Raw genomic sequence first — 22767 nt, forward strand, 5'->3', positions numbered from 1 at the left:
AACAGCTGCTACAGTTATTTTTGAGTTTTTACTTTTTTGTTTTTTATCTTCAACATTTTTTTCTTTATTCCTGTTTTCTCTTATATTGTTGTTTTGTTCCACATCTTCGCCAAAAAAATTTTTGAACGCCCTATCAGAATTTTCATCCACTAAATCTATGTCAATTATGTTTTTGTTGTCATCAAAATTTGAGTTTATTGCAGGAATTACAATTGTTGGAGAATCTATCATTTCTCCTTCATTTCGCGCTGCACCGTTAACCCCGTTTAATGCATCAAGTTTTTTTAGAAGTTCATCTATGTTTTGAAATCTGAAACTTTGATGTTTTTCCAAACATTTCATTATAATATCTTCAAAGCCGATAGATATTTGTATATTTTTGACTTTTTTTGAAGGAGGTATGGGTTTTTCTTGTATTTGCTTCATTGCAACAGAAATATGATTGTCTGCATCAAAAGGAACGACACCAGTTATCATTTCGTACATAACAATACCTAAAGAATAAATGTCTGATTTTTCATCTACATACCCGCCTCTTGCTTGTTCAGGCGAAAAATAATGAACCGAACCTATTACATTAGATGTGTTGTTAATTGTAGAACTTGTAGCTGCTCTTGCGATTCCAAAATCAGTTACTTTGGCAATTCCATTTTCAGTTATAAGAATATTATGAGGTTTTATGTCTCTGTGAACTATATTATTAGTGTGAGCATGCTTTAAAGCCTCAGCTATTTGCCTTGAAATTCTTAAAGACTCATTTTCACTTAATCTTCCTTTTCTGTTTATGTATTTTTTTAATGTTTCACCTTTTACATATTCCATTACAATATAATAAACATCACCATCAATCCCTGTATCATATATGTTCACAATATTAGGGTGAGCAAGACTTGCTGCTGAAAGTGATTCCTGCTTGAATTTTGCTACGAATTCAGGATCTGAAATAAGATCATCTCTAAGTATTTTTATTGCAACAAAACGATTTAAAACATTGCACTTTGCTTTATATACATTAGACATGCCTCCGCCGCCTATTTTTTCTATAATTTCATATCTGTTGCCTAATATTTTACCTATCATAAATTTCACCTCTAGTGATATTATCAACAATAATTATCGTAATATTATCAGTTCCTCCATTATCATTAGCAAGTTTAATTAATTTCTGCACACTATCTGAAGAACCATATTCCATTATAGTATCTAGAATTTTCTCATCCGACAAATGCGTTGTAAGCCCGTCAGTACATAGTAAAATAACATCATTTTCAAAAATTTCTATCTCAAAAATATCTGCATGTACATATTCTTCGCTTCCTACAGCCCTTGTTATAACATTCCTTTTAGGATGATGTATTGCCTCGCCTTTTGTAATTTTGCAATCCTTTAACAGTTCATTTACATATGTATGGTCATCAGTAATTTGTGTTATTTCATTATTCTTCAAAATATATGCTCTGCTGTCACCTACATTTCCTATGTAAGCTATGTTTAAATCAAGGTCAATAACAGCCATGGTTATTGTTGTTCCCATTCCCGAGCACTCTTCTTTTTTTGATGCTTCTTCTCTTATTTTATCATTTGCCAATTGAACACTTTTAATAATAAATGACGGAGCTTGGAAACTTTCCTGGTCACATTTTTCTTTAAAGAATTCTCTGATGCTGTCAATTGCAATAGAACTTGCAACTTCTCCTGCTTTATGTCCCCCCATACCGTCAGCAACCGCATATAGGCTATATTTTTCAGTTTCCTCTACAATAAAATTATCTTCGTTATTTTCCCTCAATAACCCTTTGTTCGTATCATAGTACACTTTCATAACGGACCTCATATTTTTAGAAAATCATTTCTAAGTTGACCACAAGCAGCGTTTATATCACTGCCTAACTCTCTTCTCACAGTTGCATTAACTCCGTTGTCTGTCAATAATTTCTTAAATTTTTCAATATCTAAATTTGCAGAAGGCTTAATATTAACTTCCCTTACGTAATTGCAAGGTATTAAATTCATATTTACCAATTTATGTTTTAAAAGTTTACAAAGAAGTTCAGCATCTTCCAAGCTATCGTTAAAGCCTTTTATCATAATATATTCAAAAGTAAGTCTTCTTCCTGTACTGTTTATGTAATAATCACACGCTTTCAACAGTTCGGGAAGCTTATATTTTGCTGCAATAGGCATAATTTCCTCTCTTTTTTCCTGTGACGGAGCATGAAGAGAAATGGCTAATGTTATTGGTATATTCTCATCAGCAAGCTTATAAATATTTGGTACAATTCCACACGTAGAAACAGTTATTTTTCTCATGGAAATATTTTGACCTCTTTCATCATTTATAAGTTTTAAGAATTTAACTACATTGTCATAATTATCAAGCGGCTCACCTGAGCCCATTATTACAACATTAGATATTTTTTCTCCTGTATCTTTTTGAATTAAATATATTTGTCTGAGCATTTCAGCAGCTGTTAAATTTCTTAAAAAACCATTTTTAGTTGAAGCGCAAAAATGACAACCCATCTTGCATCCCACCTGTGATGAAATACATGCAGTATTGCCATATTTATATTTTAAAAATACACTTTCTACAACATTTCTGTCTTCAAACATAATTACGTATTTTTTTGTTTCATCAAGTTCAGACTCAAGCTTTAGTTCAATTGAAGCTTTCGTAAATTCGTAATTTTTTAACAACTCTTCTTTTAATTTTTTAGAGACGTTAGCAAAACCGTCGAAACTATCAACAGTCTTGTTATGTATCCAATCAAAAATTTGTTTTGTTCTAAATTTTGGTTCACCGATGTCCACCATAGCTTTCTCAAGCTCTTCAAAGTTTAAATTGTCTATTTTTTTCATGATTTTACCTTCTTATTTAATTAGGCTAAAATTAGTCATACTGCTATATGTTCGACAATTATATCATAGCCTCTGCATTTTCGCAATAAAAAAGCCATCCATACCATTAATATGCGGATATATTTCTATATATCCATCTTTTGCTGTTGGAAAAATATCATCCACATTTTCTGAAATATCAGATAATGCAAAACCTTTATTATTCTTAATAAATTTCATTACAATATCAATGTTTTCTTCCTTATTTGTAGTACAAGTGGAATATACAAGTTCACCATTATGCTTTAAATACTTGGATGCATTTTCAATTATTTTATATTGAATGTCAACTATTCCTCTGTCTTCTTCTGTTTTTTTATATTTGATTTCAGGTTTTCTTCTTATAATTCCAAGTCCTGTACACGGTACATCAACTATGCAGTAATCTGCTTTTTCAATTAATGATTCATCTAATTTAGTGGCATCATAAGGTTCAACAACTAAGTTTTTTATTCCCAGCCTCTTCTTTTCTTTTTCAATGAGTGATAATTTCCCCGGATAAATGTCTCTGCTGATTATTTTTCCTGTGTTATTCATAATTTCTGCAGCATTTAAGGATTTGCCGCCAGGTGCTGCACACATATCTATAATAAGGCTGTTTTCCCTTGGATTTAAAATTTGACCGGCAAGCATCGAACTTTCACTTTGTATTGAAAACAAACCATTTTTGTATTCTTCCGTCTTATCTATTTCAAAAGAATTACTAATTATTAATCCTTTAGTTGAATACTTGCATTTATTTGAAACGATACCTTTTTTATTAAAAAGTTCGATAAGATCATCTCTTGATATTTTCAAAACATTTACTCTTACTTCTAATGAAGCTTCTGAGTTGTTTGCAATTAATACATCTTCAATTATATCTTTTCCAAACTGTTCTTTCCATTTTTTTACGAGTTCCTTTGGATAAGAATACTTTACACTTAAATATTCATCTGTAGAAAGAGTTTTCATTCTTGATAATAACTCTATCTTATTCCTTATAATATTTCGTAGAACAGCATTAATGAATTTGGATGTTCTTAAATTTCCTTTATCTTTTATATACTGTACGCTTTCATTTACAACAATGTTCTCATAAGAATTGTCTAGAAAGAATATTTGATAAACTGCAAGCCTTAAAACTGCCAATACATCGAGCTCCATTTTTTTCGTCTTTGTTTTAGACATTTCATCGATAATCCAGTCAATAAAAATTACATATTCAATAACACCAAACACGGACTTTCTGAACAATGCCTGATGTCTAACATCAACATTTTTTATGTTATTGTTTATTACTATGTTCGAATACGATTTATCTTTAAATATTTTTTTTATTGTTTCTATAACTTGAGCTCTGTATCCAGTATCCATAGTTACCTCAGCTGAATTTTATTTCAAAATAATTTTTTCAGGAAAATTATTGCCTCTTAAATATGCTTCAACAGTCATTTTGTTTTTTCCTGGCATCTGAATTTCTTTAATTACTACAATACCATTGATTGCAGCAACAAAAACACCATCATTGTTCACTTTTATAACAAATCCTGGTTCATAGTGAGTTTCTTCATTAAAGAAGCTTGAATTATAAACCTTCACAGTTTTATCTTCAAAATTAAAATAAGCGGTTGGCCATGGTGAAAGTCCCCTGATTAAATTATGAATATTTCCTGCGCTGTCCTGCCAATTAATCTTTTGTGTTTCCTTGTTAAGCATTGGTGCATAACTTGAAATAGAATCATCCTGTTTTACGCGCACTATGCTGTTATCCTCTATTTTGTTCAGAGTTTCTATCAAAAGCTGCGCCCCAGCAATCATTAGTTTATCATGAAGCTGACCAACATTCATATTTTCATCAATGCCAATTTCGGATTTTAAAAGAATATCACCTGTATCTAGTCCAACGTCCATCATCATAGTTGTGACACCTGTTTTATCATCACCATTTATAATTGCCCAATTCAATGGTGCTGCACCTCTTAATTTTGGCAAAAGTGATGCATGAACATTAATGCATCCGAATTTAGGCATTTCAAGAATTTCTTTATTTAAAATTTGTCCATACGCTACAACAACAATTAAATCAGGATTATATGATTTTAAAACTTCAATACTCTCTTTTCTCTTTATTTTTTCAGGTTGAAAAACTTCAAGACCAAGTTCTTCTGCTTTTTCTTTTACAGCAGATTTTCTTAGTTTTTTTCCTCTACCGGATGGTTTATCAGGCTGTGTTACAACAAGCTTTATTTCATTTTTGCAATCATACAATCTTTGTAAAGTCGGCACTGCAAATTCAGGCGTACCCATAAATATTATATTCATATTTCCACCTATTTTTTTTCAATATTTACTGCTCTGTCGATGAATAAAACACCCTCTAAATGATCAATTTCATGGCAGATACATCTTGCAAGTAATCCTTCTGCTACTATTGTTACCTCTTTGCCATTTTCATCTGTGTAAACAGCAGTTACATTCATAGGTCTAGTCACATCACCCCTAAATTCAGGCACGCTCAAGCATCCTTCCTGATCTGTTTGTTCTCCTGATGAACTGATTATTTTAGGATTTATCATTCTGTATACATTTCCGTCATCAACATCTATTGTTACAACACGTTTTAATACTCCAACCTGAGGTGCCGCAAGTCCAACCCCGTCATTTTCATACATAGTTTCAAGCATATCATCAAGCAATATTTTAATTTTATTTTCAATTGTTGTTACTTCCTTGCTTTTTTTTCTAAGCAATTCATCCCCATTAAATCTTAAATTTCTTAATGCCATTTTATCTTCCTCCTAGACTGTATCTGTATTAATATTGATACTTATTTTAATATTTTCTATATCTTTATCCATGTACACAGAACGAATATATTTTTTAAGTTCTGATATACTGTGGTTTGAAACCTTTATATATAAATTAATTCTATACTCATCATTTATTTTATATATGCTGTGAGGTATAGGTCTATACAATAATAAACTTCTCTCCTTAAACAAATCTTGGACCAATAACTTAAGTTCATTGTACTTTTCCGTGGCAGTTTTTATAACTAATTCTTCATTTCTGGATATGAGGCATATATTTATTATATTAATAAATGGTGGAAATGCAAATTCTTTTCTTAATTTAAGCTCTTCATGCAAAAATGATTCATAATCATTGTTTTTAGCTGCATTTACCGTAAAATTATTCGGTTCATATGTTTGGATATATACTTTGCCTTTTTTATCTCCTCTTCCAGCTCTTCCACTTACCTGAGTTATAAGCTGAAATGTTTTTTCACTTGAATTGTAAAAAGGCAAATTCAGCAATGCATCTGCTGATAACACCCCAACAGTTGTAACATTAGGGAAGTCAAAACCTTTTGCAAGCATCTGCGTTCCTATTAAAATATCTATCTTTTGATTTTTGAAATTATTATATATGTTTTCATAACTTTCTTTATTAATCATTGAATCAAAATCCATTCTTTCAATAACAGCTTTTGGAAACAACTGTTTAACAAGTTCCTCAACCTGCTGAGTTCCTGCGCTAAATTGTTCAATTTTATCACTTCCGCACTGAGGACATACCGTATACATTTTTTTTGTTCTTCCGCAATAATGACATTTAAGTAAATTCCCTTTTATGTGGTATGTCATAGAAACATCACAACGATCACATTTTGCTACATATCCACATTTTTTACAGGAAACATAGCCTGAATAACCCCTCTTGTTTAAGAATAAAATAGTTTGTTCCTTATTGCCAAGAGAAGTTTTAATACTTTCATATAATTCTTCGCTTATTATGGTATTGTTTCCTTTATCTAGTTCACTACTCATGTTTATTATTTTAGTATCAGGCATCGGTACATTATTTACACGTCTTTTTAATTCCAAAATTCTAATTTGATTTTTCATAGCCATGTAGTAAGTATTGATAGAAGGAGTTGCAGATCCTAATATAACTTTACCATTTAAAATACACGCCATTTTTATGGCAACTTCAATAGTATCGTATTTAGGAGATGTTGAAGAATTGTAACTGTCTTCATGTTCTTCATCAATTATTATTACTCCTAAATCTTGAACCGGAGCAAAAATAGCAGACCTTGCACCTATTATTACATCAACTTCCCTGTTGTATACTTTACTCCACTGAATGAATTTTTCTTTTTTACTCAATCTGCTATGAAATATCGCAATCCTGTTTCCAAATCGTTTCACAAACCTGTCTATTGTTTGAACAGTAAGTGAAATTTCCGGCACAAGCATTATAGATTGCTTATTTAATTTTCTGTATTGTTCAATAACATTCATATATACTTCAGTTTTACCGCTGCCGGTAACACCGTGAAGAAGAAACACTTTATTTTCCGAAGAAATAATTTCATTACATGCATGTTCTTGTTCTTCATTTAATAACAAGCTTTTCTCCGTAATAAAATTTTCATCTGCATCATCAAAATCATACAAAACAGATTTTTCCCTTAAGATATTCTTTTTTATTAAATTGTTAATAACAGCTAAAGAAACATTTAATTCATTAATTAATTTTTTTATATTAACTGATTGATTTTCCTTCGGATAATTTATGATTTTTATTTGACTTGGAGTTTTATTTATCTCATATTCGTCCAACGGCTTGTCTTCTGACAACGAAATAATTTTCTCATATGATCTTTTCCCTTTACCCTGTTCCACATTTGTAACTTCAATAATATTTTTTTCCTTTAAACTATCCAGCAGAACATAAATATCACTGCCATTATAAAGTTTTCTCAACTTTTCTAGCTCTATAGGATTATTTTTAATAATATTAAATAATACATTCTCTTTTTCGTTGAGACTTAATTCAACAAATTCATCGTTTTTTGCTTTTATCATTATGTTGTGTACATATTTTATCATGGAAGGTATCATAAGCCTTATAGCATCAGAATATTTACATAAATATCTGTCTCTAATCCAAAGACTAAGTTTTATCATTTCATCTTTAACAATAGGTTTTTCATCTATTATATCAATAATAGTCTTTATTTTATTGTCAGGAAAATCGCAGGATGAAAGTACAGATACGATTAAAGCATCAATTATATGCTTGTTATTACCAAAATTCACCTTTACTCTCATTCCTGATTGAATTATTTTCTCAAGCTTTTGCGGTACTCCGTATGTGTAAAGTTGATCTGTGCTTTTTGAATTATTATTTAAAATTACCTGTACATACATTCTATACATAACTCTCCCATATTTCGTTGCACTTAAGCAACTTTTAGTAAAATTAAATAATCAGTCGAATTGACTGATTATATTTTTTACTATTCTTCCGTCTGTTCTTCTAATCCTTCATTCTCAGTTGAATGTTTCGAATTTGCATCGTCCGCTTCATCTGCTGCCGTTTTTTCAGCATTTTTTTTATATTGATCAAAATTATAAATCGCTTCGTACTTTCTGTCGTAAAATTCTTCTATTGCAATTGCAACAGGTTTGTTTGTCGGTGTTTTTATTAATATGTCTGAACCGTCAATAATTTGTCTTGCTCTTTTTGATATTATTGTTACAAGTGAATATCTACTATCAACCATATCTATTAATTCATCTACTGAAATTTTTCTCATCTTACACCTCTCTTATTTTGCTAATAATTGCTTTTTTCCTAATAGCACGATTTTTTTCCGCAAGAATTATAATTTTAATTTTTTCAACAGCGGCTTCAACTTCGTCATTTACCACCACATAATCATATTCAAAAGCATAATCCAACTCATCATATGCACATTGCATTCTTTTGAGTATAACTTCTTTTGAGTCCGTTCCTCTTTTTTCAATTCTATTATTTAATTCTGTCAGGGATGGCGGAAGTATAAAAATGAATACTCCTTTAGGATAGTTTTTTTTGACTTGCAATGCTCCTTGAATATCAATTTCCAGAATAATATCATTACCATCTTGTAGCTCTTTAAACACTTCTCGTTTTGGAGTGCCGTAATAATTTCCATACACTTTAGCGTATTCAAGAAATTCCTCATTATTTATTCTTTTTATAAATTCTTCTTCATTTATAAAATAATAACTTGTTCCTTCAATTTCACCTTCTCTTGGTTTTCTTGTGGTAGCTGATACCGAGACTTTTAAATCTTTTATTTCTTCCTTAAGCCTCTTGCAAATCGTACCTTTTCCAGCACCGGAAGGTCCTGATATTACCACCAATAATCCGTTGTCCATATTAATAATTACACCTCATTACTTAATATTGTGGTTGTTGTTGTCAAACCTCTGCGCCATTGTATCCGGCTGAATTGCTGATAATATCACATATTCGCAGTCAGTAATAATTACTGCTCTTGTTTTTCTTCCATAGGTTGCATCAATAAGCTTTCCCTTTTCGCGCGTTTCTTGGATTACTCTCTTAATAGGCGCTGATTCAGGACTGACAATTGCAATAATTCTATTTGATAATGCTATATTTCCAAATCCTATATTAATAGTATTGTTTGCCATATAATTATCTCCTATTCTATGTTTTGTATTTGTTCCCTTACTTTTTCCAATAAATTTTTAATTTCAATTACCATTTGTATTATATCAAGATTCCCAATCTTAGATCCTATTGTATTTATTTCCCTATTTGCTTCCTGAATTATGAAATCTAATTTTCTGCCAATTGACCCACCTGTTTTCAAAACATTATCAAGCTGGACCATGTGTGACTTGAATCTTACTATTTCTTCATTAATATCACTTTTATCAGCATATATAACTATTTCATTGTATAATCTATTTTCATCCAATTCATATGTGCTTCCTAATAATTCCTTGATTCTGGATTCAAATTTCAATTTATAATCTTGAACAATTGTCTCGGAATTTTTCGATATTTCTTCAATAAGCTCAAGAATTTTTATCATGCTTGACCTAATATCACACTCGAGCTGATCTCCTTCAACCAATCTCATTGCAACAAGGTTTTCTATTGCATTGTTCATTGCAGTTTCAACACATATACGAAGTTCCTCTTCATCTTCATTATATTCTCTTGAAACAAGAACATCCTGAAACTTAATTATTGTATCTAATGAAGCATTGCCATTTATGTTTAATTCATTTTTTATTTCATCAATGGCATCTTTATATTGCTTTGCCAAACATAAATTTGGAACTATAACCGTATCAGACTCACTTATATAGTCTATATTGATATATGCATCTATTCTACCCCTTTGAATGCCATTTTTCAAGATTTTTCTTATATTATCTTCAAAAAAACGCAAATGTCTTGGAGTTTTAATATTTATATCACAATATCTGTTATTGATAGTTTTAATTTCTGCAGTTATACACCTTTTGCCGTCATTGTATTCACCTTTGCCGTATCCGGTCATGCTTATTATATTCGCCATTTTAATCTCCAATAATCATATTCTTTTTTCATTATAACATTAAAATACAAATAGTAAACAAAAATTAAATATTTTCCATGACATAAAAAGTTTTTTGCTGTACAATATAATGGTAGGTTGGCAATAGATTAAATTGTAAAACAAATAGCTAAATCAACTGCGCAATCTATTTTACAGGAGGTATTAAATGTCACTAGATGGTATTTTTTTAAATAGTATAAATAACAATTTGAATAATAAATTAATAGGTGGCCGCGTAGATAAAATCTACCAACCGGATAAAAATGAAATAATAATTTCAATCAGATGCGGCGGAGAAAACCATAAGCTTTTAATGACTGCCACAAGCAGCAGTCCGAGATTGCATTTAACAAATGTTACAAGAAAAAATCCAGAACAGCCACCCATGTTTTGCATGCTTTTAAGAAAGCATCTAACAGGAGCTCACGTTATTGAAATAAAGCAAATAAATTTCGACCGAATATTAGAAATTATATTCGAATGCAAGGACGAGCTTGATACAACTGTGCACAAATCATTAATTATAGAAATAATGGGTAAACACAGCAATATAATTTTTGTAAATACAAAAACAAAAATTGTAATAGACGCAATAAAAAGAATTGCAGAAAATATTAGCAGCGTTAGACAAATATATCCCGGCTTAACTTACGTCACTCCCCCTGCTGATAAAATCAATCCTTTGGAAGTATCAAAAGAATTGTTTTTTAATACAACTGAGAATTGCAATGACGGTGTGTACATCTATGATTTTTTCTATAAAATTTTTTTAGGAATCAGTCCTTTTATAAGCAAAGAAATTTGTTGTTTGAGCAATATGAACCAAAGCACTTATATTGGAGAACTTACTTCTGAGCAAACAGAAAAATTGTGGCATGTTTTTTCAGCTATAATCTATAAAGTGAAATCCAATGATTATTCATTCAATATTTATTTGGATGAAAATTTAGATTTGTTTGGTTTTTATTGTTTAGATATGGAATATTTGAAATCATATAATAAAAGGCATTATGAAAATCCAGGAGAATTGCTTGATAATTATTATTACGAGCAAGACAATAAAAATAAAATTAATCAAAGAGTTTCAAGCCTTATAAAAAGTATGAACACAAAAATAGACAGAGACAGAAAAAAGGTTGATAAGCAACGAAATGAACTGTTAAATGCTGAAGACAGGGAAAAATATAAAATGTACGGAGAATTAATTCTTGCGAACTTACATAAAACACCTGAAAATCACAAATTGACAGTATTAAATTACTATGATCCTGAACAAAAGGATATAACAATACCGTTGGACCCTAGACTGAATTTGACGCAAAACGGACAGAAGTATTTCAAAAGATATAACAAGCTTAAAAAAGCTGAAGAAGAACTGCAAAAATTCATTGATTCATCATTAAGTGAAATTGAGTACCTGGAAAATATTTTATATTCAATTGAATCATGCGAAACTACTGATGATTTAGATGACATATACAATGAACTTACAACCGAAGGTTTCATAAAACGAAAATCAAAAATTAAAAAATCAAAAGAATACAAACCAAGATTTATGACCTATATTTCATCCAAAGGGCACGAAATAATAGTTGGAAAGAATAATCTTCAAAATGATATGCTTACATTTAAAATAGGAAAAAAAGAAGATTACTGGTTTCACGCCAAGAATATGCCGGGCTCTCACGTAATAATCAAAACAAACGGTGATGAATTATCTGATAATGAATATGTTGAAGCAGCACGAATTGCTGCATTTTACAGCAAGGGTAAAAATTCAGGTTCTGTTGAAATTGATTATACCAGAAAATCCAATTTGAAAAAACCACCAAATTCAAAACCAGGCTTTGTAATTTATGAAACAAATTATTCTATGTTGGTTGAAGCGGATATTACAGGAATAAAGATAAAACAATAAAACAATAAAACAATGGGACTATGTCTGTAATTCAGATGTAGTCCCGCTATTTCTTATATTATAAAGTTTAATCAAAACTATTTATTCATTTATTATTACTTGACTTATACCATCAGTTTCCTCAAGAAGTACACTTATTCTTTCGCTTCTTGAAGTTGGAACATTTTTGCCTATAAAATCTGCACGTATTGGCAATTCTCTGTGACCTCTGTCAATTAAAACAGCAAGCTCTACATTTTTAGGCCTTCCTCTGTCAACAATTGCATCTAAAGCTGCTCTCACCGTCCTGCCTGTATACAATACATCATCAACTAATATTACAGTTTTATCCTTAATGTCAAAATCAAAACTTTTTACAGACATCGGCGCCATGTCGTCTTTTTCATAATCATCCCTGTAGTATGTTATATCCAAAGGAAAAACCGGAACCTTGGAACCTTCTATTTCTTCGATTTTTTTAGAAAATCTTAGCGCCAGCGGCAATCCCCTGGTTTTTATTCCTACAAGCACAATATTTTCAACACCCTTGTTCTTTTCTATAATTTCATGTGCAATTCTAAAAATAGCTCTTTCAATTGCTTTTTCATCCATTATCAAAGCTTTTGCTTTCATGTTTTTTCCCTTTCTATAAATATAATATAACTATTTTGATTCAATTATTTTTAATACTTTTTCAAAATAATCAGGTAGTTCACTATCGAACTCCATGTATTCTTTTTTAGTTGGATGAATAAAACCAACTGTCTTTGAATGCAGGAGCTGCCCTTGAAGTCCAAATTTATTTGATTTAATTCCATAAACATCATCCCCTACAACGGGATGTCCTATATACTTCATATGTACCCTTATTTGATGAGTTCTTCCGGTTTCAAGCTTTAATTTTAACAGAGTATAATTACCATATCTATTTAAAACCCAGTAATTTGTAACTGCATTTTTGCTGTTTTTAGTTGTTACTGTACGTTTTTTCCTGTCCTTGTCGCTTCTGCCCAGAGGTGCATCTATTACTCCTGAATCATCTTTAACATTGCCTTCAACCAATGCATAATAAATTCTGTCAATAGAATGTTCTTTCAAACATGCAGCTAAAAAATTATGGGATTTGTCATTTTTTGCAACCAACATGAGTCCTGAAGTATTCTTGTCAAGACGATGGACTATACCAGGGCGCATTACACCATTTATGGAAGATAAGTTTGTGAGATGATACATGAGACCATTGACTAATGTTCCGGAATGATGTCCCGGAGCAGGATGAACAACCATTCCCTGAGGCTTGTTGATGACTGCTAAATCGTCATCCTCATACACTATTTCAATATCAATATTTTCTGCCACAACATCCAAAAGTTCTGGTTCAGGCATATTTATTTGTATTAAATCATTTTTCTTTGTCTTATAATTTGCCTTAATATTTTTGCCATTAACTTTAATTCTTTCGTCAGTGATAAGCTTTTGCACGGAATTTCTGGACATGTCTTGTAATTGACCGGAAATGTACACATCTATTCTTTCACTATCCGCATCTGCAAGAATTGTAATTTCATTTTCTCCACAATCTTCACACTCTTCGATATCTTCTTGTTCATCATAATTATCTGTAATATCATTCATTGATTTCACTCTTTTCAAACTTATTAAAAAGAATTAAAATAATCATCAATATTGTGCCGCATACAACAAAGCTATCAGCAATATTGAAAATAGGAAAATTATAAAAACTTCCAAATCTAACATCTATAAAATCCACAACATACCCAAATCTTAACCTATCGATAAAATTACCGATTGCACCGCCGGCAATCATTGCTATTGAAAGCCTGGACAAGTTTGTAATATTCTTTGTTTTAAAAAATATATAAGTTAAAACTACAAGCATAACTATTGTCATAATAATGAAAAACCACAATTGATTTTGCAGTATACTAAAAGCTGCTCCCTTATTTTCTGCATAAGTAAATCTTAAAAAATTGCCTATTAATTTAATTGATTCCCCATTTTTCAGCACATTAACCGCCCATATTTTTGTTAATTGATCTGATAAAACGGAAAACACAAAAATAATTCCAATTATAATATTCATATTTTCCTCTCATTAAACGTAATGCTTAATTTCAATTTTATTTTTTCCGCTTTTTGTTATGCCTAACAATTTAGAAATTTTAAAACGACCGTATTTGCTGATTGAAATCATGCAACCTTCTTTTATTTCAGTTGAAATTCTCTCTTCAACCTGCCAGTTAACTCTTACATTTCCAGCTCTTATCATATCCGACGCTACTTCTCTTGATTTATTTATGAGATGTTTAACTATATTGTCAATACGCATAGATGAACTATTTATGTTTAAAACAATATGTTCTTGTTCTTTAAAACTTACCTGGTCAATCTTTATTTTTTCAACTTCTATTTTATTATTACCTATTTTATCTAAATTGTAAATTATATAATCAAAAATATCGCTGTGCAACACTGCATCAGCATAATCATCATATACATATATATCTCCGGTTTTGTTCCTGTCAATCCCTAAAGACATTAAGGACCCTAAGTAATCCTTGTGATTAAGCTTTTTGAATTTTGATTTGTTGTGAATTCGAAGTCCGGTTAAATAATCATCCACATCTACAGCATCAAGATAATCAGGGTACAAAATGAAAACTTTCCTCTCACCATGTTCAAATGAGGGGAAAAGTTCAAATTTTACATCATAATTTCGAATAATTGGTATGCTTAACTCTGATACATAAGGATTTGTAAATTCTGTCACAGCAGAAATATAATTCTTGTTTACATATAGAGCCTTATCTGCGATTTTTTTTACTGAATTTTTTGTTTCTTCATCTTTAATAAAATCGTAATACTTTTCTAGTTCCTTTAGTTCCTTCATTTCTTTCATTTTTAATTCCACGCATTATATGGCATATACTAAATTTTGTAATAAATTTACAAACAAAAATGCCAAAATAGGCGAAAAATCAATCATTCCCATGCCTAATCCCAGTTTATCTAAAATTGCCCTACATGGTGCCATTATAGGCTCGGTCATTTGATAGACAAAGTACGAAATTTTTGAAGATTGTAGGGTTGGGAAAAATGATAATAAAACTCTCACAAGTATCAAAGAATCTATGATTCTCAGCAATACAATAAGAGCTAATTTAATTGTATACATACGCGCTTGCGCTCCTTATTTATTGTAATGAAAATTTCTTTCAAATCTATCGCTGAGTCTTCCATCAATTTGTACATTATTAGGAGCTATAACGAATATTCCATTTGATATTTTCTGAATGCTTGATTCAAGTGCATATACTGCACCTTTTATAAATTCAAATACTTGCTTTTGCTCTTCTAATTCCATTTCTTCGATGTTTAAAACAACAACTTTTCTGTTTTTAAGTTCATCAACAGCTTTTGTACAATCCTCGTATTTTTGAGGCTCACATATAAAGACTTTCATATCAGTGTTTGAATGAACCTTAATCACATTGTTTTTCTTCGAATAAGTTTCCATTCTCTCTGTCTTACTGCTTTCATATTTTCCTTCAGCAGAAATTTCCTCCTCTTCATAATCATCTTCTAAATCAGTAATACCGATAAAATCCTTTACTTTATCCATTACTCCCATTTTACTCTTCCTCCTTATATTTTCTTGCGCCAAATATAGCTGTTCCTATTCTTACTATATTGGAGCCTTCTTCAATCGCTATTTCAAAATCATTTGTCATTCCCATTGATAAATATTTCATATCGGCATTTTTAAAATTCATTAATGCGGTTTTGTCAAATATTTCTTTCATTTTTCTAAAAACCCATCTGATATTTTCAGGATTTTCAGAATATGGTGCTACAGTCATAAATCCTAAGACTTTAATATTGTCAAATTGCTCCATGGACTTAACAAAATCATATACATTTTCTTCATTAATTCCAAATTTGCTGTCTTCTTCTCCAATATTCAATTCAATTAATACATGAGCAACCAAATTGTATTGTGCAGCCCTTTTGTTTATTTCTTTAGCCAATTCCAAATTTTCTACTGAATGAATAAGTTCTGCCTTATCAATTATGTATTTAACTTTATTTTTTTGTAAATGACCAATCATATGCCATTTTATATTTAAATCGGAAAGTTGTTCATATTTGTTCACGAATTCCTGAACTCTATTTTCTCCAAGATTTGAAATTCCACTCTCAACAGCTTCTCTCGCACTTATAAAATCCACAGTTTTAGATACTGCAATCACCGTAATATCTTCCGGTTCTTTTCCTGATCTTCTTGCAGCATCAGCTGTTCTTTTTAAAATCAGTTCTACATTTTCTTTAATATTCACATTGCCCTCCTAATCTGCAATTTGACCTTCATATACCTTTTCAGGCTCTAATATTATTTTGTCAAATATTTTTATTGTAGAGTAACCTTTGTCAGCAACATATATTTGATTTCGTTCGTTTTCTCCAACATATTCACCTATTGAAACAATTGCATTGTTTTCATCTTGTCCTAATATTTCTACAGGAAAGAATTTAATTATATTGCTTGCATCTTCTACATATACACCAGTCAATCCATTTACTTTTGTCAATGCTATTGTGTTTATTTTTAATCCTTCATGCACATCCGTAATAAGTTCTAGGTCAACATAACGTTTGTCATATATCTTATAAAAATAATCGTCAAAATATAGAATTAATACAGATTCTTCACTTCCATAGTTTATTTTTTTAATATATCCCCAAACTTCATGCTGAGAACCTTCTGATATTATTCTTGTTTTTATATATTTACTTTCTTCAAAAAGCTTTGCTTTTTCATTATCTACTGTAGCTGTTATATAGTATTCAAAATTTTTTATCATTTTAAAAATACTTTCATTTTTTACAACCGTTTCAACCTTACTTTCATCAGTTATGGTGTATTCTTTTTTAATAGTGCTGCTTGGTGTTATATTCAACACATTTTCAAATTTATACACATCTTCCAATCCGTCTATCTTATATGTGATTATCCCTGCGTGATTTGAATAATAAGGCACTTTGTTGGTTGATACGCTACTTAGCAGACTGCTCTTTAACGTTTCAAGCTGATTAACATCATATCCTTCATATTCACCGTCAGAATATGTATGCATGCCGTTATTATCTACTTGTCCAACGATATTATACATCGTGTGCAAATCATCATTTAAAATACTTGCTTGAATTTCATTTTCACAAGAAGAAAGTGTCTCCTTTAATAAAACTTCAACTGCATTTCCCTCACTATTATTTTTTAAATCAATAGCAACTTGAATTTCAGAAATTTGTTTATTTATTTGTGCATAATTTGTATCAGTATTTAAATCTGCCACCAATTGACCTTCTTTTATTTTAGTTCCATCATCATAATAATATGAAACACTGCCGTCAAGGGTTGCATCATATACTTCTTCATCCTTAACTATTATTCCGTCAGCCCTAATGACATCTTCCAAATTTCCATTCTCTGCAACCCCAATATCAACAGAGCCGTTAATATTTTGAAATATATACAGCGCGATGCATACTATTGCAAAAGAAAGAAAAAAGTTCTTCAAACCAAAATTTTTTCTTGCCATTTTCAAGCTCCGAATTTATCAATATAAATATTTTAATTTTATAAAATTTTATTATACCTAATGAATAATACCTGTATTATAACATAAATATCATTATTTTTGCAAGTTATATATGCTCAATTTCAATTAATATTACAATATTTGTTGACATAATCAACACATATGACATTATTATATGTTTTGCTACAAAAAAGTTGCTCCGCAACTCCGCCAGGGAGACCTGTGTCCCCTTCGGCGTGAAAGAGAACTTTCCTCTACTATATAAAAAAATAAGGAACGACATCGTCGTTCCCTTTGTTCTAAATTATATTATTAAGAATATTATGCTTCCTGAACCGTCATTAACAATTTTTTCAATCGTCTTTTTCAATTTCTTTCTTGCATTTTCAGGCATAGCTGTAAGCTTTGACTCAAGTTGTTCTTCAACTAGACTATAAATTGTTTTGCCAAATATCTCTGATTCCCAAATGCATTGTGGATTATCCTTAATTCGTTCTGCCAAATGATTGATTAAATCTTCACTTTGCAATTTGCTCCCAATCACAGGAGCCACTTCAGTATTTATGCCTGCATTAAAAATATGAAGTGAAGGCGCTTGTGCTTTTATTTTAATACCATACCTACTGCCTTCCTTAAACACTTCCGGCTTATCTAAAATCATATCGCCAATTGACGGTGTTATATAACCATAACCCTTTGTTTTAGCATCATTAATTGCAGCTTCCACACGGTTGTAATTCAGTTTTGATTTTGACAAATCTCCTATAAGCTTCAATATTTGATGTTCACCGGTAATTTCCTCACCTGACAATTCACTAATTACTTTATAGTAATATGAATTATCAAGGTCGATTTTCATATTAATGCATCCTGTTCCGAGTTCAATGTCTTTTACATAATAATCCTCTACATAATCATTATCCGCCGAAAAAATATTTTCTGCATTAAAGTCACTCAATTTAAAGCAATCATCAAAATCTGCCTTTAAAGTATTAATTAAATCTTGTTTCAGTGAATAATCATATGTAAGTCCATCAAACCATTTTGGCAAATCTACATTGATTTCTTTAATCGGAAATTCATAAAGTACATTTTCCAAAACATTTTCTATATCATCATTTTTTAAATTCATACAGTCTAAAACCTTAACCGGTGCATCGTACTTCTCATTAAGTTGAGCAGCCAACGTAATTGTATTTTCATTTTGAGGATGTGTGGTATTTAATATAATAACAAATGGTTTATTAATTTCTTTAAGTTCCTTTACTACTCTTTCTTCTGCCATTATATAATTGTCTCTGTTTATATCCGTTATGCTTCCGTCTGTTGTTACCAATACTCCAATAGTCGAGTGGTCCCTAATAACTTTTCTTGTTCCTATTTCTGCTGCTTCTACAAATGGTATTGGTTCTTCATTCCATGGTGTGCTTACAAGCCTTGGAATTTCACCTTCCATATTTCCTATTGCACCAGGAATCATATATCCTACACAATCTATCAGCCTTAGTTTGGCATTTATATTATTCTTAAAAGTAACTTTAACAGCATTTCCCGGTACAAATTTCGGCTCAGTTGTTGTAACAGTCTTGCCTGTACCGCTTTGAGGCATTTCATCCTTAGCTCTTTCCCTTATATAATCATCTTCTATATTTGGCAACATAACATTTTCAGAAAACTTTCTGATAAATGTAGATTTTCCTGTTCTGACTGGTCCAACAATGCCTAAATATATTTCTCCCTTTGTTCTTTTTGCTATATCCTCATATATATTTAAACTAGTAATAATAATCCCTCCCCCTGATATGCACTTTCGTATACAATTAATTTATATGCCTTGTTAACTTGCTTTATACCAAAAAAAGTACAATAAAATGAAAATTAATAACAAAAAAAGATATCGCTGTCGATATCTTTCTATAATATTATTGGGTTATTATTCTTATTTTTACAACTTTTCTTCTTTTTTATCTCTGAGCATTAACTTGTTTACAGTTTCTTTTACATCAGCATTGTTTTCTAAAACATCATACATTGCATCAACAATAGGCATTTCCACATTTAATTTTTTTGCAAGTTCATATGCAGCATAAGTTGTTGTAATTCCTTCAACAACCATTCCAACTTTTTTCACAGCTTCATCTTTAGATAATCCCTGACCAATTAAGAATCCTGCATTTCTGTTACGAGAATGCCTGCTTGTGCACGTTGCTATTAAGTCGCCAATACCTGAGAGCCCATAAAACGTATGTATATCAGCACCCATTGCTATTCCTAGTCTAGCTATCTCAACAATACCTCTGTTCATTAATGCTGCTTTTGCGTTGTCTCCGTACCCGATTCCGTCTGATATTCCAGCACCTAATGCAATTATATTTTTAAGCGCTCCTCCAAGTTCTGCTCCTATTATATCTTCATTGGTATAAACTCTGAAATATGAAGACATAAATACATCTTGAATTATTTCAGCAACTTCTTTATTTTCGCATGCTATTGTAATGGCTGTGGGCAAATTCAATCCAACTTCTTCTGCATGTGAAGGTCCTGTAAGTACAGCAAAAAAGCAGTTTGTTGTTTCCTTTGCAATAATGTCGGAAACCAAACTTAAAGTTCCCATTTCTATCCCTTTAGATGCGTTTACTATTATTTTATCTTTTTTGTATTTATCATTTATTTGCTTCAATACACTTCTTATCATTTGGGTAGGTGTTACAATTAATAAAATTTCAGCATCTTTGACCGCTTCGTTAATATTTGAAGTAAATTCTATATTTAATGGTATTTTTACTTCCGGCAAATATTTTTTATTAACTCTATTTTGGCTAAGCTCCATGCATTGTTCTTCATCTCTCAGCCACACTTTAACTTCATGACCGTTTTCAGAAAGCAGCTTTGACAACGCTGTGCCCCAGCTTCCTCCTCCAAGCAATGTTATTCTTCTTTTCAAAACATCATCTCCTACAATTTGTTTTCTTTGCCTTGCAAAAGTCTTTTTATATTTTCTTTATGTCTGTAAATAGACATGCCTGCTATAAATATACAAAAAATAAAAAGTTTAACGTCAAATGGTCTTGCTGCAATAATAACTGCAATCGGAGCTAACGCCATGCCAATTATTGAGCCAAGTGACACTGTCCTTGTGAAAATAATTACTAACATTCCAAATACTAAACAAACCAATGTAACAAGCGGATTTATAATTATCATAACTCCAATAGTAGTTGCAACACCCTTTCCGCCTTTAAAATTTAATAATGCAGGCCAGTTATGACCAATAATTACAAGGGCACCTGCTAAATAACTTCCAATTGCACCTCCATAACTTCTTCCAATAAGAACTGCAATAAAACCTTTTAGCACGTCTCCAACAAAAACCATAATGCCTATTTTTTTTCCGAAAGTTCTTATGGCATTTGTAGTTCCTGCATTACCGCTGCCGTAATCCCTCACATCTTTTTTAGTAAAAAGTTTGCCAAGAATGTAAGCGAACGATATGTTACCTAACAAATAAGATATAATTGCGATAATAATGTATTTCATCATAACTCCTTTAAATGATAGGGTAAGCAATGGATAAGCAATAAATATTATCGCTTATCCAATTGTTACTTCTATTGCTATATTGTTCTTTTATTTTTCGCTTCTGTTTCTGAATTCTATAACTATTGGCGTTCCTGTATATTTGAACGACTCACGTATTTTATTTTCAAGATATCTCGCATATGAGAAATGTACAATTTCACTGTCGTTAACGAATATTAAAAACTTTGGAGGATTTACGGCTACCTGCGTTCCATAATATATTTTAAGTTTTTTCCCTTTTACTATGCGAGGCTGATTCATAAGAACTGCTTCTGTTATTAAATCATTAAGAACACCTGTAGAAATTCTTAGATTTCTAAAGCTGTATACTTCATCAACAGTATCTAATATTTTGTTTACTCTTTGACCCGTAAGTGCTGACACAGCAATAATAGGTGCATATAAAGCATACGCAAGACTGTTTCTTATATTATCATGAAATTCTTTAAAAGTATTATTGTCCTTTTCAATTAAATCCCATTTGTTAACTACTACTATCAATCCCTTGTTGTTGTCATGAGAATATCCGGCAATTCTTATATCCTGGTCTGTTACACCCTTGTCAGCATCAATTACCAATACACATATATCCGCACGCTCAACTGCTGTAAATGCTCTCAAAACACTGTACTTTTCAACGGTTTCATCAATTTTGCTTTTTTTTCTAATGCCTGCCGTATCTATTAAAGTATACTTTTGTCCGTTTCTATCAAATTTTGTGTCAATTGCATCTCTTGTAGTTCCTGGTATATCACTTACTATTACTCTATCTTCACCTATGATTTTATTGACTATAGAAGATTTTCCGGCATTAGGCTTTCCTATAACAGCTATTTTTATGCTTTCATCTTCTTCGTCAATATCCATGCTATCATCAAACTTTGAAATTATTAAATCAAGAAGATCACCCAATCCCAATGCTTCAGAAGAAGATATGGATATTGGCTCTCCAAGTCCTAAATTATAAAATTCATATACATTGTTATTGTTAACAAACTTATCCATTTTGTTAACAACAAGAATTATATCTTTTTTTGCTTTTCTCAACATTTGTGATACTTCCATATCTGCAGCTGTAACGCCTTCCTTGCCATCAACCATGAACAATACTATATCAGCCATGTCAATTGCTATTTCTGCTTGAACACGCATTTGCGCAAATATAGTATCTGCAGTATCTACTTCAATTCCTCCTGTATCTATGAGAGTAAAGTAATTATCAAGCCATTCACATTCTGCATAAATTCTGTCCCTTGTAACTCCCGGCCTGTCTTCTATTATAGATATTCTCTTGCCTGCTATTCTATTAAAAAGTGTTGATTTACCTACATTTGGTCTGCCCACTATTGTGACTATTGGTCTTGCCATTTTTTCCTCCG

General features: G+C 31.0%; 24 protein-coding genes. 1 reads left to right on the forward strand and 23 read right to left on the reverse strand.

Going from position 1 to position 22767, the window contains the following annotated elements:
* The 11 genes from SA378_RS10555 to SA378_RS10605 all read right to left on the reverse strand — a co-directional run.
* Positions 1-1080 (reverse strand): protein kinase domain-containing protein (locus tag SA378_RS10555; protein ID WP_318525950.1); only part of this gene is annotated, 1080 nt, incomplete at its 3' end.
* On the reverse strand, positions 1070-1822 hold the full coding sequence (locus SA378_RS10560; protein ID WP_318525951.1) for a Stp1/IreP family PP2C-type Ser/Thr phosphatase: 753 nt from the start codon (positions 1820-1822) through the stop codon (positions 1070-1072). The genes SA378_RS10555 and SA378_RS10560, both read right to left, overlap by 11 nt.
* Positions 1823-1830: 8 nt before the next feature.
* On the reverse strand, positions 1831-2859 hold the full coding sequence (gene rlmN, locus SA378_RS10565) for a 23S rRNA (adenine(2503)-C(2))-methyltransferase RlmN (RefSeq protein ID WP_318525952.1): 1029 nt from the start codon (positions 2857-2859) through the stop codon (positions 1831-1833).
* Between the two features lie 63 nt (positions 2860-2922).
* A complete protein-coding gene (gene rsmB, locus SA378_RS10570; protein ID WP_318525953.1) occupies positions 2923-4254 on the reverse strand; it encodes a 16S rRNA (cytosine(967)-C(5))-methyltransferase RsmB in 1332 nt (443 codons plus the stop codon).
* An 18-nt stretch (positions 4255-4272) separates the two neighbouring features.
* A complete protein-coding gene (gene fmt / locus SA378_RS10575) occupies positions 4273-5202 on the reverse strand; it encodes a methionyl-tRNA formyltransferase (RefSeq protein WP_318525954.1) in 930 nt (309 codons plus the stop codon).
* Positions 5203-5210: 8 nt separating this feature from the next.
* The gene (def, locus tag SA378_RS10580; RefSeq protein ID WP_318525955.1) at positions 5211-5666 is read right to left on the reverse strand and encodes a peptide deformylase; all 456 of its coding nucleotides are present in this window, start codon (positions 5664-5666) and stop codon (positions 5211-5213) included.
* Positions 5667-5678: 12 nt separating this feature from the next.
* Entirely contained in the window at positions 5679-8108 is a 2430-nt protein-coding gene (gene priA, locus SA378_RS10585) for a primosomal protein N' (protein ID WP_318525956.1), read from the reverse strand.
* 80 nt (positions 8109-8188) lie between these two features.
* Positions 8189-8488: a DNA-directed RNA polymerase subunit omega gene (rpoZ, locus tag SA378_RS11675; protein WP_412178699.1), complete on the reverse strand. Its 300-nt coding sequence runs from the start codon at positions 8486-8488 to the stop codon at positions 8189-8191.
* A gap of 1 nt (position 8489) precedes the next feature.
* Entirely contained in the window at positions 8490-9095 is a 606-nt protein-coding gene (gene gmk, locus SA378_RS10595; protein ID WP_318525957.1) for a guanylate kinase, read from the reverse strand.
* A gap of 18 nt (positions 9096-9113) precedes the next feature.
* The gene (locus SA378_RS10600) at positions 9114-9371 is read right to left on the reverse strand and encodes a DUF370 domain-containing protein (RefSeq protein ID WP_318525958.1); all 258 of its coding nucleotides are present in this window, start codon (positions 9369-9371) and stop codon (positions 9114-9116) included.
* Between the two features lie 11 nt (positions 9372-9382).
* A complete protein-coding gene (locus SA378_RS10605; RefSeq protein ID WP_318525959.1) occupies positions 9383-10270 on the reverse strand; it encodes a YicC/YloC family endoribonuclease in 888 nt (295 codons plus the stop codon).
* 187 nt (positions 10271-10457) lie between these two features.
* Here SA378_RS10605 and SA378_RS10610 point away from each other — a divergent pair, with 187 nt between their 5' ends.
* Entirely contained in the window at positions 10458-12209 is a 1752-nt protein-coding gene (locus SA378_RS10610; protein WP_318525960.1) for an NFACT family protein, read from the forward strand.
* A gap of 81 nt (positions 12210-12290) precedes the next feature.
* Here the strand turns inward: SA378_RS10610 and pyrR are convergent, their stop codons facing one another.
* The 12 genes from pyrR to der all read right to left on the reverse strand — a co-directional run bounded on the left by pyrR (position 12291) and on the right by der (position 22756).
* Entirely contained in the window at positions 12291-12821 is a 531-nt protein-coding gene (pyrR, locus tag SA378_RS10615) for a bifunctional pyr operon transcriptional regulator/uracil phosphoribosyltransferase PyrR (RefSeq protein WP_318525961.1), read from the reverse strand.
* A gap of 30 nt (positions 12822-12851) precedes the next feature.
* On the reverse strand, positions 12852-13823 hold the full coding sequence (locus tag SA378_RS10620) for an RluA family pseudouridine synthase (protein WP_318525962.1): 972 nt from the start codon (positions 13821-13823) through the stop codon (positions 12852-12854).
* Complete coding sequence (gene lspA / locus SA378_RS10625) at positions 13816-14292, reverse strand: signal peptidase II (protein ID WP_318525963.1); 477 nt, start codon at positions 14290-14292, stop codon at positions 13816-13818. The genes SA378_RS10620 and lspA overlap by 8 nt, the downstream gene beginning before the upstream one ends.
* Before the next feature lie 12 nt (positions 14293-14304).
* Positions 14305-15108: an RNA-binding protein gene (locus SA378_RS10630; RefSeq protein WP_318525964.1), complete on the reverse strand. Its 804-nt coding sequence runs from the start codon at positions 15106-15108 to the stop codon at positions 14305-14307.
* Between the two features lie 15 nt (positions 15109-15123).
* Entirely contained in the window at positions 15124-15384 is a 261-nt protein-coding gene (locus SA378_RS10635; protein ID WP_318525965.1) for a YggT family protein, read from the reverse strand.
* A gap of 15 nt (positions 15385-15399) precedes the next feature.
* Positions 15400-15840, reverse strand: a complete 441-nt coding sequence (locus tag SA378_RS10640; protein ID WP_318525966.1) for a cell division protein SepF — start codon at positions 15838-15840, stop codon at positions 15400-15402.
* Between the two features lies 1 nt (position 15841).
* Positions 15842-16546: a YggS family pyridoxal phosphate-dependent enzyme gene (locus tag SA378_RS10645; RefSeq protein ID WP_318525967.1), complete on the reverse strand. Its 705-nt coding sequence runs from the start codon at positions 16544-16546 to the stop codon at positions 15842-15844.
* Positions 16547-16555: 9 nt separating this feature from the next.
* Positions 16556-17809, reverse strand: coding sequence for an HlyD family efflux transporter periplasmic adaptor subunit (locus tag SA378_RS10650; protein WP_318525968.1), 1254 nt, complete (start codon positions 17807-17809; stop codon positions 16556-16558).
* A 304-nt stretch (positions 17810-18113) separates the two neighbouring features.
* Entirely contained in the window at positions 18114-19634 is a 1521-nt protein-coding gene (spoIVA, locus tag SA378_RS10655) for a stage IV sporulation protein A (protein ID WP_318525995.1), read from the reverse strand.
* A gap of 120 nt (positions 19635-19754) precedes the next feature.
* Positions 19755-20753, reverse strand: a complete 999-nt coding sequence (locus SA378_RS10660) for an NAD(P)H-dependent glycerol-3-phosphate dehydrogenase (RefSeq protein ID WP_318525969.1) — start codon at positions 20751-20753, stop codon at positions 19755-19757.
* Between the two features lie 11 nt (positions 20754-20764).
* The gene (plsY, locus tag SA378_RS10665; protein WP_318525970.1) at positions 20765-21346 is read right to left on the reverse strand and encodes a glycerol-3-phosphate 1-O-acyltransferase PlsY; all 582 of its coding nucleotides are present in this window, start codon (positions 21344-21346) and stop codon (positions 20765-20767) included.
* A gap of 90 nt (positions 21347-21436) precedes the next feature.
* On the reverse strand, positions 21437-22756 hold the full coding sequence (gene der / locus SA378_RS10670; RefSeq protein WP_318525971.1) for a ribosome biogenesis GTPase Der: 1320 nt from the start codon (positions 22754-22756) through the stop codon (positions 21437-21439).
* Positions 22757-22767: the final 11 nt, after the last annotated feature.

Origin of the sequence: Sedimentibacter sp. (genome assembly GCF_033447055.1) — a bacterium.
Classification (GTDB): Bacteria; Bacillota; Clostridia; order Tissierellales; family Sedimentibacteraceae; genus Sedimentibacter.

Bases quoted from the DNA above. Each gene is read 5' to 3' on its own strand.
- SA378_RS10560 (WP_318525951.1), bottom strand. From the start codon at position 1,822: ATGAAAGTGTACTATGATACGAACAAAGGGTTATTGAGGGAAAATAAC.
- rlmN (WP_318525952.1), bottom strand. From the start codon at position 2,859: ATGAAAAAAATAGACAATTTAAACTTTGAAGAGCTTGAGAAAGCTATG.
- rsmB (WP_318525953.1), bottom strand. From the start codon at position 4,254: ATGGATACTGGATACAGAGCTCAAGTTATAGAAACAATAAAAAAAATA.
- fmt (WP_318525954.1), bottom strand. From the start codon at position 5,202: ATGAATATAATATTTATGGGTACGCCTGAATTTGCAGTGCCGACTTTA.
- def (WP_318525955.1), bottom strand. From the start codon at position 5,666: ATGGCATTAAGAAATTTAAGATTTAATGGGGATGAATTGCTTAGAAAA.
- priA (WP_318525956.1), bottom strand. From the start codon at position 8,108: ATGTATAGAATGTATGTACAGGTAATTTTAAATAATAATTCAAAAAGC.
- rpoZ (WP_412178699.1), bottom strand. From the start codon at position 8,488: ATGAGAAAAATTTCAGTAGATGAATTAATAGATATGGTTGATAGTAGA.
- gmk (WP_318525957.1), bottom strand. From the start codon at position 9,095: ATGGACAACGGATTATTGGTGGTAATATCAGGACCTTCCGGTGCTGGA.
- SA378_RS10600 (WP_318525958.1), bottom strand. From the start codon at position 9,371: ATGGCAAACAATACTATTAATATAGGATTTGGAAATATAGCATTATCA.
- SA378_RS10605 (WP_318525959.1), bottom strand. From the start codon at position 10,270: ATGGCGAATATAATAAGCATGACCGGATACGGCAAAGGTGAATACAAT.
- SA378_RS10610 (WP_318525960.1), top strand. From the start codon at position 10,458: ATGTCACTAGATGGTATTTTTTTAAATAGTATAAATAACAATTTGAAT.
- pyrR (WP_318525961.1), bottom strand. From the start codon at position 12,821: ATGAAAGCAAAAGCTTTGATAATGGATGAAAAAGCAATTGAAAGAGCT.
- SA378_RS10620 (WP_318525962.1), bottom strand. From the start codon at position 13,823: ATGAATGATATTACAGATAATTATGATGAACAAGAAGATATCGAAGAG.
- lspA (WP_318525963.1), bottom strand. From the start codon at position 14,292: ATGAATATTATAATTGGAATTATTTTTGTGTTTTCCGTTTTATCAGAT.
- SA378_RS10630 (WP_318525964.1), bottom strand. From the start codon at position 15,108: ATGAAAGAAATGAAGGAACTAAAGGAACTAGAAAAGTATTACGATTTT.
- SA378_RS10635 (WP_318525965.1), bottom strand. From the start codon at position 15,384: ATGTATACAATTAAATTAGCTCTTATTGTATTGCTGAGAATCATAGAT.
- SA378_RS10640 (WP_318525966.1), bottom strand. From the start codon at position 15,840: ATGGGAGTAATGGATAAAGTAAAGGATTTTATCGGTATTACTGATTTA.
- SA378_RS10650 (WP_318525968.1), bottom strand. From the start codon at position 17,809: ATGGCAAGAAAAAATTTTGGTTTGAAGAACTTTTTTCTTTCTTTTGCA.
- plsY (WP_318525970.1), bottom strand. From the start codon at position 21,346: ATGAAATACATTATTATCGCAATTATATCTTATTTGTTAGGTAACATA.
- der (WP_318525971.1), bottom strand. From the start codon at position 22,756: ATGGCAAGACCAATAGTCACAATAGTGGGCAGACCAAATGTAGGTAAA.